10 protein-coding genes are annotated in these 14,776 nt (G+C 70.3%); 3 read left to right on the forward strand and 7 right to left on the reverse strand.

Annotated features, from left to right (window positions below):
- Positions 1–52 precede the first annotated feature (52 nt).
- The gene (gene pdxR / locus AC5L38_RS14165; RefSeq protein ID WP_495243243.1) at positions 53–1,432 is read left to right on the forward strand and encodes a MocR-like pyridoxine biosynthesis transcription factor PdxR; all 1,380 of its coding nucleotides are present in this window, start codon (positions 53–55) and stop codon (positions 1,430–1,432) included.
- Between the two features lie 102 nt (positions 1,433–1,534).
- Here the strand turns inward: pdxR and AC5L38_RS14170 are convergent, their stop codons facing one another.
- Positions 1,535–2,617, reverse strand: coding sequence for a GNAT family N-acetyltransferase (locus AC5L38_RS14170; protein ID WP_495243244.1), 1,083 nt, complete (start codon positions 2,615–2,617; stop codon positions 1,535–1,537).
- A 197-nt stretch (positions 2,618–2,814) separates the two neighbouring features.
- On the opposite strand from AC5L38_RS14170, the gene AC5L38_RS14175 reads away from it, so the two are divergent.
- Positions 2,815–3,840 carry a phosphotransferase family protein gene (locus AC5L38_RS14175; protein ID WP_389915741.1) on the forward strand — a complete coding sequence of 342 codons (1,026 nt, stop codon included), beginning with the start codon at positions 2,815–2,817 and terminating at the stop codon, positions 3,838–3,840.
- Positions 3,841–4,172: 332 nt separating this feature from the next.
- Positions 4,173–5,417: a GH39 family glycosyl hydrolase gene (locus AC5L38_RS14180; protein WP_495243245.1), complete on the forward strand. Its 1,245-nt coding sequence runs from the start codon at positions 4,173–4,175 to the stop codon at positions 5,415–5,417.
- A 23-nt stretch (positions 5,418–5,440) separates the two neighbouring features.
- Here the strand turns inward: AC5L38_RS14180 and AC5L38_RS14185 are convergent, their stop codons facing one another.
- From AC5L38_RS14185 to AC5L38_RS14210, 6 genes are all read right to left on the reverse strand, one after another.
- Positions 5,441–6,670 (reverse strand): DUF418 domain-containing protein, encoded by a 1,230-nt coding sequence (locus AC5L38_RS14185; protein ID WP_495243246.1) that lies wholly within the window; start codon positions 6,668–6,670, stop codon positions 5,441–5,443.
- A gap of 106 nt (positions 6,671–6,776) precedes the next feature.
- Positions 6,777–10,196, reverse strand: a complete 3,420-nt coding sequence (locus AC5L38_RS14190; protein WP_495243247.1) for a hypothetical protein — start codon at positions 10,194–10,196, stop codon at positions 6,777–6,779.
- A gap of 279 nt (positions 10,197–10,475) precedes the next feature.
- Positions 10,476–11,279 (reverse strand): polysaccharide deacetylase family protein, encoded by an 804-nt coding sequence (locus tag AC5L38_RS14195; protein ID WP_495243248.1) that lies wholly within the window; start codon positions 11,277–11,279, stop codon positions 10,476–10,478.
- Positions 11,276–12,226: a glycosyltransferase family 2 protein gene (locus AC5L38_RS14200; RefSeq protein WP_495243249.1), complete on the reverse strand. Its 951-nt coding sequence runs from the start codon at positions 12,224–12,226 to the stop codon at positions 11,276–11,278. The genes AC5L38_RS14195 and AC5L38_RS14200 overlap by 4 nt, the downstream gene beginning before the upstream one ends.
- Before the next feature lie 2 nt (positions 12,227–12,228).
- Positions 12,229–13,062, reverse strand: a complete 834-nt coding sequence (locus AC5L38_RS14205) for a glycosyltransferase family 2 protein (protein WP_495243250.1) — start codon at positions 13,060–13,062, stop codon at positions 12,229–12,231.
- Between the two features lie 155 nt (positions 13,063–13,217).
- Positions 13,218–14,345, reverse strand: coding sequence for a GNAT family N-acetyltransferase (locus tag AC5L38_RS14210; protein WP_495243251.1), 1,128 nt, complete (start codon positions 14,343–14,345; stop codon positions 13,218–13,220).
- Positions 14,346–14,776 lie beyond the last annotated feature (431 nt).

Consider the following 14,776-nt stretch of genomic DNA (forward strand, 5'->3'; position numbering starts at 1 on the left):
AAAAGTGGACACCGAGAACATGTCCACTTTCACACGCTTACAGGAGACCACTTTGCCGCGCCCCTCCGTCGACCTGCCCGTATCGGTGGACCGCGAGGCCGCGACCGCGCTCGCCGTCCAACTCGGCGACCGTCTCAGGGACGCCATGCGCGGCGGCGCCCTCTCCTCCGGGGAGCGCCTGCCCTCCACCCGGGCCCTCGCCCGCCAGCTCGCGGTCAGCCGTACCGTCGTCACGGAGGCCTACCAGCAGCTGTACGCGGAGGGCTGGCTGGAGGGGCGCCACGGCTCTGGCACCTACGTGGCCGACATGGCGGTCCCCGCCGAGGGGCGGATCGTTGTTCCCGCGCCTGTTCCCGTACCTCCCGTGCCGGTCGGGGAGAACGGGCGGGAGGTGATCGACCTGCGTCCGGGGAGGCCCTGGGTCCACGACTACGACAGGGCGGCCTGGCGCAGGGCCTGGCGCGGGGCGGCCGACCTGCCGCCGGCGAGCGACCCCGACCCCCGGGGCCTGCCGAGGCTGCGCGCCGCGCTGGCCGAGCACCTCCGCAGGAGCAGGGCGATCCCCGCCGCGCCGGAGAACATCATGGTCACCCGGGGCACCGGCAACGGGCTCGACCTGGTCGCCGCGACCCTCCTGCGGCCCGGCGACCGCGCGGGCGTCGAGGAGCCCGGCTACCGCGTCGCCAGGAACGTCTTCGCCGGGCGGGGCGCCGAGCTCGTGCCCTGCCCGGTCGACGAGGACGGCGTCGTCGTCGAGGGCCTCCCCGACGACCTGCGCGTCCTGTACACCACCCCCGCCCACCAGTACCCCCTCGGCGGGCGCCTGCCCATCCCGCGCAGGGAACGCCTCCTCGCCTGGGCCCGCCGCACCGGCGCGATCGTCGTGGAGGACGACTACGACGCCGAGTTCCGCTACGACGTAGCCCCGCTGCCCGCCCTGCACGGCCTCGATCCCGACCGGGTGGTGCTGCTGGGCAGCCTGAGCAAGGCGCTGACGCCCGACGTCGGCGTCGGCTGGCTGGTCGCCCGGCCGGGTTTCGTCGAAGCCCTCGCCGTGACGAGGGACGCCCTGGCCGACCGCACGAGCGGCCCGGCCCAGCAGGCGGTGGCGGTGCTCCTGGAGAACGGGGACCTGGACCGGCACCTGCGCCGCACGCGCCTGGAGTACGCGCGCCGCCGCGCCGCGATCGTCGACGTCCTCGGATCCAGGGTCACGGGTGACACCGCGGGCCTGCACGTCATGGTGGAGTTGCCCGAGGACACGGTCGGGCCACTGGTCGAGGCGGCCCACGCCCGCGGCGTGCTGCTCGACTCGATGGCCCGCCACTACTACGGGCCGCGGCTGCGGCACGGCCTGGTGATCGGCTACGGCTCGGCGTCGAGGGCCGACGTCAGGCGGGGGGTCTCGGTGGTCGCCGAGCTGATCGGCTGACCGGCCGGCCCGTCCTCGGGGCCGGCTCGTCATCGGAGCAGCCGCTTCCCGGGGCCGCCCGGCGCGGGAAGGACCGTTCCCACGCCGCGGCGGCGAACCGGCTCACGACTGCATGGACGTCCGCAGGCGGCCGTACGTCTTGAGGGCGCGGTCGGCGGTGGTGCGCAGCAGCGGGCTGGCCAGGACCGTGCCGCGCGCCTTGCGCACCGGCACGCGCAACATCCAGTGGACCCCGGCGCCGGGGCTCAGCCGGGCGATCCGGCCCTCCGCGACCTCGTACTCGCCGTTCTTGAGCTTCTCCTTGTACTCCTTCTCGCCGCGGCCCATGTCGATGACCTGGATCCCGGCCTCGGCGGCCTTCTCCGCCATGGCCAGGTGGTGGATCAGGCCGGGGGAGTACTTCGCGAAGGCGGTGTCGTAGGCGGGGAACCAGCCCGCGAGGGTGGTGCCGGTGCGCAGCCCGAAGTGCCCGGCGACCGGCTTGCCGTCCGCGTACAGCATGTCGAGGACCCCGCCGAAGTGCTCGGTGTCGGTGGCGAGGAACCGCTCGACCAGCTCCACGATCCACGGCCGGGCGAACCGGTCGGTGCGGCCGGTGCGGCGGTACTGCTCGGTCTTCCAGCCGAGCAGCGTGCGCAGCGGCGCGAGGTCGGTGGTGGCGTAGTCGTGCCGGAGCGGCCCGACGTCGCGCTGGAGCTTGCGGCTCTTGTACGCCGTCGAGCGGTAGGTCTTGCCGGAGGTCACCTTGATCGTCTCGATGTACGACTCGTGGCCGTCGCGCAGATCGATGATCGGCGAGGGGTACCTGCAGTGCCCGGACTGGAGCAGCGGCTGCCCGGCGATCAGGTGGTCGAACTCGTAGACGGCCAGGCCGCACTCCCGGATCAGCCGTTGCGCGTCGATCTCCACGTCCTTGGCGTGCACCAGCCCCTGCGCGTCGGTCAGGCCCGCGGCGACGGGCATGCCGATGCCCATCGGATGTCGCTCGAAGGGGAAGAAGCCGACCACGTCCGGCCCGTCGTGCAGCACCGCCACCCGGACGCGTTCCTGGAGCGCGCCAACGGTGACGGTGAACTCCGGAGACAGGAAGGGACTGTCGAAGGCGGGGTCGGCGCCCTGGAGGGCCCTCCATCGGTCGATGTCGGCCGGGCCGAGGTCACGGGGCTGAACGATTGAGACGCGCATGAGCTCCTACTGGGATGTGCGGGGTCCCCTACGTCATCCAATGAAGGATGGCGTAAAGCCCAAGCATGCTGGTAGGCACGTAATGTAACGATAAAGGACGGAATAGAGCGCAGGTGGGGTCCGTCGCAACGTTTCGGGATCTCATTGGGCGACCCCGGCTGGCGCCGCCGACCCGAGTGACGTTCTAATGGGTGGCTATGAGCACCCCTGGCATCGACTGGCCACGCCTTGTCGGATGGATCGCGGCCAATGTCCCCGATGTTGGTGAGCCTACCGGGGTCTCCCTGATCGCGGGCGGCAGATCCAACCTGACGTACGTCGTCGAGACCTCCGGGCGCCGCCTGGTGCTGCGCCGCCCGCCGCTGGGGCACGTGCTGCCGACCGCCCACGACATGCGGCGCGAGTGGCGGGTGATCTCGGCGCTCGCGCCGACCTCGGTCCCCGTGCCCGAGCCGGTCGCCTTCTGCGACGACCAGGAGGTGATCGGGGCGCCCTTCTACCTCATGGGGCACGTGGACGGCGCGGCCGTGCGGACCCAGGAGGACGCCCTGGAGCTCACCCCCGTCCAGACCCGGCGGCTGTCGGAGCGGCTGGCCGAGGTGCTCGCCGCGATCCACGCGATCGACTACGAGCGGGTGGGGCTGGGCGACTTCGGGCGTCCCGAGGGATACATGGCCCGCCAGCTGGAGCGCTGGGGACAGCAGTGGGAGCGGTCGAAGACCGCCGAGCTGCCCGCGTACGACCGTCTGGTGGCCCGCCTGCGCGAGCGCCTGCCCGCGCGCTCGGCCTCGACGCTGGTCCACGGCGACTACCGGCTCGACAACACACTCGTGCGGCTCTCCCCCGACCCCGACATCCTCGCCGTCGTCGACTGGGAGATGTCCACGCTCGGCGACCCCCTGGCCGACCTCGGCCTCACCCTCACCTACTGGCAGGACCCCGGTGACGAGGAGCGCGCCGCGGTCCCGGTCGCGGCGGGCGTCACCGTGGCGCCGGGCTTCCTCACCGCCCGCGAGTTCGCCGCCCACTACGCCAAGGTCTCCGGAGCCGACCTGTCCGACCTGGACTTCTACGTGGCCTTCGGCAACTACAAGCTCGCCGTCATCGTGGAGGGCATCCACGCCAGGTTCAAGCAGGGCAAGACCGTCGGCGAGGGCTTCGAGCACATCGGCGCCGCCGTCCCCACGCTCGTCGACCGGGCCCTCCGGGTCCTGGGGGGCTGAGACGCCCGCACGGCCGGCACCGTCGGCACGGTCGGGCGAAAGCTACCGTAGAAGTTTCAAGCGTTGTGCAAGTCGCCCTCGATACGCTGGTGAGGCGGCCGGTAACGCTTGCCTGTGAACCATGTCGGGGCACCGTCACGTCCGATGCCGCTGTGGAACGCTACATTCGTTGACCTGCGAGGATCGAGGATTCGGTGATACCGACTAACGGACGGCACCAGCGTCGGCGCCCGGCCTGGCCGGTCGCACTGGGAGCGTTGGTCGTGACGGCGGCACTCGTGGTCGGCATCATCGCCTATGCCGCCAAGCCGGACGTTCCGCGCGGACAAACCATGACAATGGCCCCATCGCAGGCGGCGCCCGTGCTGGAGGCGCCCCCCGCCGTCCACGAGTGGCCGCGCTGGGGCATCACCCACACGGAGTTCAGCGCCGACAACGAGGGCGGCGAGGTCACCGAGGCCGCCTCCCACATGCTCAGCCGGGTCCCGATGCTGCAGAACCAGCACATCATGGGCTGGGGCGCGGGCAATCCCGAACCGGCGCCGGGCAAGAACGACTTCCGCGACCTCGACCGCCGGATCAGGTTCATGTCCGACTCCCAGTCCATCCCGATCATCACGCTGTGCTGCTCGCCGGACTGGATGAAGGGCGGCAGCTCGGGCAGGACCGACTGGACGCAGCTGGAGACCGCCCCGAGGCCCGAGCACTTCGACGACTACGCCAAGCTCGCCGCGACCGTCGCCAGGCGCTATCCCACCGTCAAGCACTTCATGGTGTGGAACGAGCTGAAGGGTTTCTGGAACACGCCCCAGAACCGCTGGGACATCGAGGGCTACACCGAGCTCTACAACAAGGTCTACGACGCGCTGAAGGCCGTCGACAAGGACATCAAGGTCGGCGGCCCCTACGTGTCGGTCGGCAGCACCACCACCCCCGAACAGGGGGCGGAGATCCAGGGGGCGTGGGGGAGCATCGTCCAGCGCGACCTGGAGGCGGTCGAGTACTGGATCCAGAACAAGAAGGGCGCCGACTTCATCGTCGTCGACGGCGCCTCGGTCACCAAGGAGGCCGGGGCCTTCCCCGACGAGTTCACCGCCCTGGGCAAGTTCGGCGCCCTCACCAAGTGGCTCAGGGAGAAGAGCGGCGACCTGCCGGTCTGGTGGGCCGAGTGGTACGTCGAACCCATGAACAGCGACTGGGAGGAAGATCGCCGCATCGCCGTCCACACGGCCGCGATGATGGAGTTCGCCACCAGCGGCGTCACCACCTCCCTCTTCTGGAACCCCCAGCGCAAGTCCACCGGCGACGACCAGGCCTGCCCCGGCTGCCTGTGGCACCCGAGCACCGGCTCGGAGATGCCCATGGCGGGCGTCATGAGCGGCTTCACCAAGTGGTTCCCCCTCGGGGTCGCGCTGGAGACGGTGACCTCCTCCGACCCGAAGGTGTGGGTCCTGGCCCAGGAGCGCCAGCTCGTGATGGTCAACACCACCGGCGCGGCCACGACCACCGTCGTGGACGGCAGGCAGTTCGAGCTGAAGCCGTACGAGGTCAGGTGGGCCGAGCGCCCGGGAGCCTAGCTAGAACCCCGGAACCCCGGAACCTAGGGGATCCGGGCGGAGTCCGGGGAGCGGGCGGGCCGGCGCCGGTTGGTGAACCAGCGCAGCAGCCACTCCACCGGCCCGTAGCGGTGGCGGCGCAGCCACCACAGGCTCCACACGGCCTGCGCCGCGAAGATGCCGACGCCGATCATCACCACGTGGAACGGGCTGAGCTGGTCGACCAGGCTCAGCCCGTAGCCGGTGAAGATGAGTGAGCTGATCAGCGACTGCCCCAGATAGTTCGTCAGCGCCAGCCTGCCGGGCGCCGCGAGAGCCCCGGCCAGCCGGGGCACCGCGGGCAGCAGGCGCAGCAGGGTGGCGGCGTAGGCCGCGGCCAGCAGCGGCGCGGTGACCAGATTCACCGCCTGGCCGACCATGTGGTACGCGTGACCGCCGCCCGACCAGGTCGAGTGCGCGTAGACCAGCGCCCCGGCGAGCCCGGCGGTGAACCCCGCCCACTGCAGCCGCCGCAGCGTGGCCGTGTGCCCGGACAGGTCGGCCATCAGCCGCAGCTTGCCCAGGGCCAGCCCGACCAGGCAGGCGGCGAGCACCGTGGGCCCCTGGAAGAAGACCCGCAACACGAAGATCTTGGCGAGCTTGTGCAGGTGCTCGTTGATGATCATGGATGCGGAGCCGTGCAGCGCCCGGTCCGACAGGGCGGCCTGCGCCGCGCTCTCCGACACGGCCTCGGAGGCGTCGGTGCCCAGCGCCGCCAGCCCGGCCAGCAGCAGCACCCCCACCGCCAGCGCCACCGTCAGCGCGAGCGCGGCGATCATCGCGGTGCGCGGGGTGATCCGCCGCACCGCCAGCAGGACCAGCCCCACGATCGCGTACGTCGCCAGGATGTCACCGGGGAACAGCAGGATCGCGTGGGCCAGACCGAGCAGGAACAGCCCGCCCAGGCGGCGCAGGAACCGGGGGACGAACGCCGCCGACGACCGGCGGGCCGAGTCGATCTGGAGGGTGAAGCTGTAGCCGAACAGGAAGGCGAACAGCAGATAGAACTTGTTCTCGAAGAGCACCGAGACGACCCAGCGCACCTCCCAGTCGAGCGGCGCGGAGAACGACGGCGCCGCCAGCCCCGCCATCCGGTATCCCGAGGCGAGATAGGTGATGTTGACCACCACGATGCCGAACAGCGCGAAACCGCGTAGCGCGTCGACCGCCGCGATCCGCCGCCCTGTGACCTCGGTGGAGGCCCCCGTCCGGTCACGGGGTTCCCCTTCGAGCATCCAACCGCCCTTCGAGCAGCTTCGAGACGTGCGTTCCCCGGGAACGGTGCTCAGTATGGCCCGCCCCGGCCGGTCGTACGCCGGGAGACCTCGTCCTTTACCCAAGTCAGGACCCGATGACGATGAACCTCTCCACGATCACTCCCACGGCCAGCACGAAGGCGGGCACCGCGAGGAACAGGATGCGCCTTCTCGTCCTGGCCGCCTGGTCGCGGCCGCGCAGGCGGACCACCTCGTAGCCGAACAGCGCGATCCACGTCACGCCCAGTGCGCCCAGGCCGATCGGCGTCCACGGAGAGGTCGGGTCGCTGCCGCCGATCGGCACGCCCGGCTCGGGGATCTCCGCCCCCTCGGGATACTTCCTGAGCGTGTAGACGGCGGCGTCCTCGCCGTTGAACACCCGCTTGAGCTCCTTGTGGGAGTCGAGCGCGGCACGGAACCGCTGCGCCCAGTCCGTCGGGAAGCCGTGGTTGAGCTGCAGGTATCCGGCCTGTCCCCGGGTCGCCACCAGATAGGTGTTGGGCGGCGACACCCGGAGCTTGTCGATCACCGTGGAGAGCAGGGCCGGGTTCTTGTCCACCAGCACCTGCTGGTAGGAGATCTTGTCGAAGTCGCGTTCGCCCCACGGGATGCTCGGGGTGACCTCCTCGCCGACCACCGGGACCAGGTAGAGGACGCGGGCGCTCGGCTTGTCATGGTCGTAGATGTAGTGCATCGCCGCGACCTCGCTGGCGGAGACCCGCTCGAACTGCTCGTTGCCGTACCGGGCGACCAGGAAGACCATCGCCAGCACCATCGCGCACCCGGCGGCCAGCAGCAGCGAGATCCGCCGCGTCAGCTCCGGGTTGAACCGGATGTTGCGCCTGCGGATCGGCACCGTCTCCTCCGGCGCGTCCTCGGTGCCCGCCGGGAGGTTCGGGAAGAAGGCGTACGCGGCCAGGATGCAGGCGCCCGGCAGCGCGAACAGGTAGATGCGCAGGCCGATCTCGCCGCCGTAGTTCTGCAGGCCGAGGGCGAGCACCGGGATGCACAGCAGCAGCAGGGCCGCGCGGTCGCCGACGCCGCGCCGCAGGCGGCGGAACAGGCCGGCGGCGGCCAGCGTCAGGATCACGCCGCAGATGCCCAGGCGGGCCATCAGGACGAGCGCGTGCTTGGGGTCGCTGCCGTCGATCCGGTCGCCGGTGTTGCTCTGCAGGTTCTCCAGGATCCGGCCCAGACCGCCGAAGAGCTGGTCGATGTGCCCGCTCCAGAAGGTGACCGTCTGGTAGCTGATCCACGCCAGCACCATCAGGCCCAGGAAGAAGGGCAGCCCCCAGCTGAGCGAGGAGCGCCGCAGCAGGAGCAGGCCGGTCAGCGCGCCGAGCATCATGAACGGCGTGATCTGGTGCGAGGCCGTCGCGGTCGCGAACAGGCCGATCAGCACGATCAGCATGATGGACCGGTCGTAGACGCCGGTGGAGTGCGGCAGCTCGCCCGGTGTCAGCCCGTCCAGGCGGGCCAGCAGCCGCCGGACGAACCCCTTGGCGGGCATCGGTTTCTCGCGGGGCTCCACCTTGCCGAACCAGCGCAGCACGATCGCCACGAAGGCCAGGTAGATCGCGTACGTGAAACCCTGGGAGGAGAGGTAGTCCTGGCCGATCCACTGCACGATGACGAACAGCAGCGCGGCGAACCAGCGGGCCCGGGTGGTGGCCACGACCTGGCGCAGGATCAGCACGAACGGCAGGAGGTACAGCAGGTTCGACAGCAGCGGCGTCCACCGCATGATCGTCGTCAGGTCGGTGACCCCGGCGGCCTTCGTGACGAACGCCACCAGCGCGAAGAACCCCGGCCACGCCATGCGGGCGTCGAGGAGGGCGGAGGCCTCGCCGGTGCGGTTGATGTACTCCACGAAGCCCGCGTGGACGTAGGCCGTGTGGAACCTGGCCTCGTCCTCGATCAGCGCGGCGGCCCCGTGCAGGGCGAACATGATCGCCGCGATCTGGAAGAGCAGCAGGAACTTGCGGTCGGTGTTCTGGCCGATCGTGACGAAGAACGCGACGACCATCAGCAGGATCGCGGCGAACGCGGTCGGCGGCATGGCCGAGATCAGGCCCACACCGTCGATCTGGTTCAGGTCGACGCCCCGCAGCGGGCCCGGCGCCACGCGCAGGGCCAGCACGTACATGATCAAACCCTCGATGGTGAGGACCGGCGGCAGCCACACCATGGCCGACTGCAGCACGGTCTGCAGGCGCGAGGGTCTGGCGGTGGGCGTCGCGGCCGGGGCCCCGGTGGCGCTCGCCGCGACCGGGGGCATGGCGCTGGTCGCCGGTGCCCTTCCCGATCCCCCCACGGCCTCCTTCACCGCCCCGGAACCGGTCCCCGAGCTCCTCTGCGTGCCCTGTGGGGCCTGGTGGGCCGCCGGGGTCGCTGTTACCTCGGGGAGGGGCCTGGAGACGTCCGAGGGCTGCCTGGACGCCCCGGGGGCCCGTCCCCACGGCTCCCCGCCCGGAAGCCCGGAGGACTCCCAGGGGTCCTCCGGGTCCTCCGGGTCCTCCGGGTCCTCCGGGTCCTCCGGGTCCTCCGGGTCCGCCTGGTCCTTGAGGTTCTCGGGCCCTTCGGGGTCCGAGGGGGCGGCAGGTTTCGCGGGCTTGCTGGGGGTGGGCGTGAGGAGCGGCGCGGCGCGGCCGGGCAGGCGCATCTCCGCCGTGGTCTCGGCTCTGTCCTCGTCCTCGTCCTCGTCATCGTCCTCGGCGGGCGCGGGCGGCGCCCCGGGAACGCGGGCCGGGGTGGCCGGGAGGGACGAGGGTGGGGACATCGGCCGGAGGGGGAGCCTGATGATGGCGGTGACCTCGGGGTCGTCACCGTAGACGCTGTCATCCGGCGCGCCGTCCGCGCCGTCCGCGCCGTCCGCGCGGTTCGAAGCGCCCGAAGCGTCCGGGGTGTCCGGGGCGTCCGCGTCGTCCGCGCTGTCCACTGCGTCCGAAGCGCTCGCGGCGTCTGTGGCATCTGTGCCGTCCGTGGCGTTCGGTGTGCCGTCGTCCGCGAGGTCCGCGAGGTCCGCGTCGTCCGCGTCGTCCGACGCGTCGTTGTCCGCTGAGCCTGTGACGTCCGTAGCGTCCGCGGAGTCCGGCGGTGTGCCGTCGTCCGTCGCGCCGTCGTCACGGGGGTCGCCCCCCGAAGCCTCTTCACCTCTGGGAGTCTCACCGTCGGGAGTCTCACCGTCGCGCGTCTCACCGTCGCGCGTCTCACCGTCGCGCGTCTCACCGTCGCGCGTCTCGCCGCCGGGAGTCTCGTCGTCGGGCGTCTCACCGTCGGGAGTCTCGTCGTACGGACTCCCGCCGGACGCCTCGCCGTCCGAAGCCTCGCCTTCGGCGGTCTCGTCGCCCGGGAGCTCGTCGGGAGCCTCGTCGTCGGGCGCTTCGAAGGGCGCCGTGCCGGTGGGCTCGCCGTCGGACCCGGCCCGGGGCCCGTCCGAGGGCGCGGGGTGGGTGGGATCCATCTCCCCGACCTCGGCGGTCTCCGCCGCCCCCGTCGTCGTCACGTCATTACCTGCCCGTTGCCTCACGTCTAACATCATGGCGGCTACGCGGACCAGGGTGTGACGAGTCGGCGCGAAGATCCGTCACGTCCGGGCGCTTCGCGTAGATCGTTGAGAAGCGGTACCGCGGCCGTGTTCCGGCCGGGCGGCCCCTCTCCCGGCGCCTCCGCCCCCAGGGGAAGGGGGCGCGGGACGGAGCGAGGACCGCAGATCACACCGGGCCGGCCGCCGGTGCGCGACCCGCCCCGCGGATCGCGCGTCCTCCGGGGCGTACCCGGCCGTTCAGGCCTGGCCGCGTACCTTGCGCAGGCCGTATCGCGTGCGCCTGACGACGGCGTACCCCTTCGTCAGCATTCGTTCCCTCATGTAGATCAGCGGGACCTGGTTTCCCTCGACCGCCCGGCTGAACATCCTCATCGACGTGCCCTCGGCGACGGTCAGGCGCGGCAGCGCGAGCACGTCGTGCCGGTCGGCGGCGATGGCGTTGTTCACCGCGCAGGCGGCCCAGTATCCGGCCTTCCTGACCTCGCGCCGCACGCGCGCGCTGGAGTAGCCGTACGGGTAGGCCATCGTCGAGACCAGGGAGCCGATCTTGTCTTCCAGCAGGGCCTTGTTGCGCCGCAGCTCCTGGCGGAGCTCGTCGTCGGGCAGCTGGTCGAGCTGGGGGTGGCTGTGGCTGTGCCCGCCGATCTCCATGCCGCACGAGGCGGCCTCGCGGGCCTGGCTCCACGACAGCATCGTGTCGAGGGGCCTGCCCGCCGCGTCCTTGCCCGCGTCACGGACCCACCCGCTGGTCAGGAAGACCGTCGCGGGGAAGTCGTAGCGTTCGAGCAGGGGCAGCGCCTCGCTGTGGAAGTCGGCGTAGCCGTCGTCGAAGGTCACCACGACCGGCCGCTCCGGGATGGAACGGCCGTTGTTGTTGTGCAGCGAGGCGACCAGGTCGGCCACCGTCAGCGGCGTGAAGCCGGTCTCCTTCAGGTAGGCCAGCTGCTCGGCGAAGGCGGAGGGCCGTACCGCCAGCGGCTTCGTCTCGGCGTTGGGCCGGTCGGAGACCGAGTGGTACATCAGGATCGGTACGCGGATCATGACGGACGCACCCGCTTCAGCTTCAGTCGAAGGGAGCCGACGACGTAACCCCAGGTCGTCCAGGCGAGGCCGACGACGATCGCCCCGGCCCTGCCGAGACCGGACACGTCGCCCCGCAGCGCCTGGCCGACCCCGCGCAGCGCGCCCAGAGGCAGCGCCTTCAGCGCGTGGGCCCGCTCGCTCGACAGGCCGTCACCCGCTCCCACGCTCTGGGCCACCAGCGCCTTGGACAGGCCCTCGGCGAAGCAGCGCGAGCGGAAGTAGGCGAACGTCGAGCGTACGGGCGGCACCTTGTGGCCGATCACCGCGGCCGGCTCGAACAGCATTCCCGACCCCGGCATCCGCTGCGAGAGCCGGATGCAGAACTCGGTCTCCTCACAGCCCAGCGGGCGGGGCTTGCGCCCCTGCACGCTGCGCCCGATGCCGGTGTGGAACCCGCCGACACCGCCGATGACCTCCCTGCGGAAGGCCGCGTTGCCGCCCATGACGTTGCGGATCCGCGCCCGCTCCGTGGGCATGCCCAGATAGCTGCACCCCACGGTCCAGTCGAACTCGTGGGGATACCAGCCGGGCCGGTGCCCGATGCCCCACAGCGGCCTGGTCAGCCCGCCCACCCCCACGATGGTCGGGTCCTGGAAGCCCTCCTCCAGCGCTTCCAGCCAGCCAGGCTCCGCGACGGCGTCGTCGTCCAGATACGCCACGATGTCGCCGGAGGCGGTCGCCGCGCCGGTGTTCTTGCCGCCGGACAGCCCCTTCTCCTGAGCGTTCTCCACCACGATCGCGCCGGGATACTCCTTCTTGAGCCTCAGGTGAAGATCCGGGTTGTAGTCGACAACAAGGATGATCTCGTGCGGCTCGCGCGTCTGGCTCTCGACCGATTCGACGGCCGCCCGGATGTCATCCCAGCGGTCCTCGGTGTAAACGCAGATGACGACACTGCTTCTCATGGCTACGCGGCGCCCTGATCGGCGGCCGGGGTGGCGGCGGCCGGCTCGTGAACGACGGGAGCGGGGTTGCTCCGCCACTCGCGGATGATGGTCTTCAGCACCCGGATGCCGTCGCGGACGGCGTGCAGGTTGCTCTCGCCGTGGATGCGGCAGCGCTCGTGGCTGGGGACCTCGTGGACCTTGAGCCCGGCCTTGGCGGCGCGGACGTTCATCAGGGTCTCGATCTCGAAGCCGTCGCAGTCGAGGTTGAGGACGTCGAGGTGGCGGGCCCAGAAGGCGTTGTAGCCGTAGCACAGGTCGGTGTAGCTGGTGCCGTACATCCGGTTGACCAGCGCGGTCAGTGACTTGTTGCCGAACTTGCGGATGAACGTCAGGTCGTCGCTGCCGCCGCCGGAGGCGTAGCGCGAGCCCTTGACGAAGTCGGCCCCGGTGACCAGCGCGCCCACGAACTGGATGATCTCGCGGCCGTCCGTCGACCCGTCGGCGTCGATCATCACGATGATGTCGCCGCTGCACGCGGCGAACCCGGCCGACAGCGCGTCGCCCTTGCCCTTGCCGGTCTGGTGCACCACGCGGACGTTGGGGCGCAGCCTCCTGGCCACGGCGACGGTGTCGTCCTTCGAGTTGCCGTCGACCAGGACGATCTCGTCGATCCACTGCGGCAGCGTCGCGAAGACGTGCGGAAGGTTCTCCGCCTCGTTCATGGCGGGGACGACGACGCTGACGGTGGGGGAGATCGCCATGTTGGGAGTGATCGGCGTGAACCGCTCGATGGGTGGCACCGCCCTCAGCGGTGGCTTCTTGTTGTTGTAGTGCTTGGTGATCTCGGGACTCATTGTGACGGATGTCCTTCCGGGCGGTCGGTCGTCAGGGGCGACTGGCGGACGGACCCGGGGCCATCGCCGACCGTAACGACCGGCGGAAACGGCGAATGCGATGAGGGATGCATGTGAGGGTCCTGGCGGGTGATGTGGTGATGAACGGAAGCGGGCTAGCCCACTCCCCATGGTTCCTTGACGACCGGAGTGCCTGATTGGTTCTGCGCGGGGGAGCGCATACGGCCGAAACCCTTCAGTACACGGTCAGCAAGCCTGTACAAATTCGGGCGATCCGTGACGATCGTTCGTGCCTTGTTGACCGGGGTGCGGCCGATCCAGTGGACGGCGGCGGCCGGGGAGGGACGCGACACGCGACCTTCCGCGACGAAGAGGTCACCGCTTTTCAACCAGCTCTTGTACTCGCGTCCGCCCTTGCCCATGTCGACCTGCTGCAGCCCGGAGTTCGCGGCGTGCTCGGCCATGTGCAGGTGGTGCATGATGCCCGGGGAGTAACGCGCGAACTCGGTGTCGTAGGCCGGGAACCAGCCCACCAGGGTCGTCGCCGTCCTGAGGCCGAAGTGACCGGCGACGGGCCTGTCTCCGGCGTAGACCATGGTCAGGACGCCCGCGAAACTCGCGGACTTCTCCGCGTGCATCTCGTCGAGGAGTTGAACGATCCAGGGCTGGGCGAAACGGTCGACCCGTCCCGTCCTGCGGTACTGGTCGGACTTCCAGTTGGTGAGGGTGCGGAGCGTGCCCAGCTCGGCCGAGTCCCACTCGAAGCGGATCTCGCCCTGCTCGCGGCCGAGCTTGCGCTCCTTGTAGCGGACGGTCTTGAGGTTCTTCGGCGAGTTGGCCTTCACCTGCTCGATGTAGGTCTCGAACCCCGCGCTGAGGTCCATCACCGGGGCCGGTCGCACGTCCGACTCGTACGGCGCGAACGTCGGCTGGCCGGGGACCAGGTGGTCGAAGTCGAAGACGGAGAGCTTGCAGGCGCGCAGCAGGGTCCGGACGTCCAGCTTGAGGCCGGCGACCGAGATCAGTCCGTGGCAGGTGGTCAGGAAGCCCCCGAGGGGCTTGCCGATCCCGAAGCTGTGACGCTCGTAGGGGAAGAACCCCACGATCTTGCCGCCGTCCTGGATGACCGCGACGCGGACGTAGTCACGGAGCCGCCCCATGGCGAGCGTGAACTCGACGGAGAGGAAGGGGTTGTCCAGCGACGGATCCGCCACCTGCAACTCCCGCCATCGCGAGATCTCGGACTCCCCGAGGTCACCCGGGCGAACGATGACGATGTTCACCTTGACCTGGCCCCCTGTTCGGTCTGCAAGCTCCCGCTCCCCCGATACAACACACGTAGTACGTATATGAAGCCGCCAAGCACCGCAATCGTCGCGACTCCGGCACGGGGCGACCATGCGTCAAAAGTAAGCATGGCAGCGGCCAGGAGAACGTTGACCACCAGGCTGGCCGCCGCACCCACTGATAGTGCCGCAAGCGGGTCACGATCACGCAACAGTCCTACCACTGCGACGCCGGGAACGACCAACAGGAACAGGGGCGTAAGGATCAATCGTAACGGAGTGTCGATGTCGGCTAAGGCGATCACGGCCCCCGCGACGCATGCGAAGGTGAGTGCCCATCTGAGCACCCTGCGTTTGATCGACATCTCCGAGCTCCTGGTTGGTAATGATGTGACTGATCGCGCCCTTCATGTGACCAATCACTCAGC

The organism is Streptosporangium nanhuense (genome assembly GCF_059358815.1).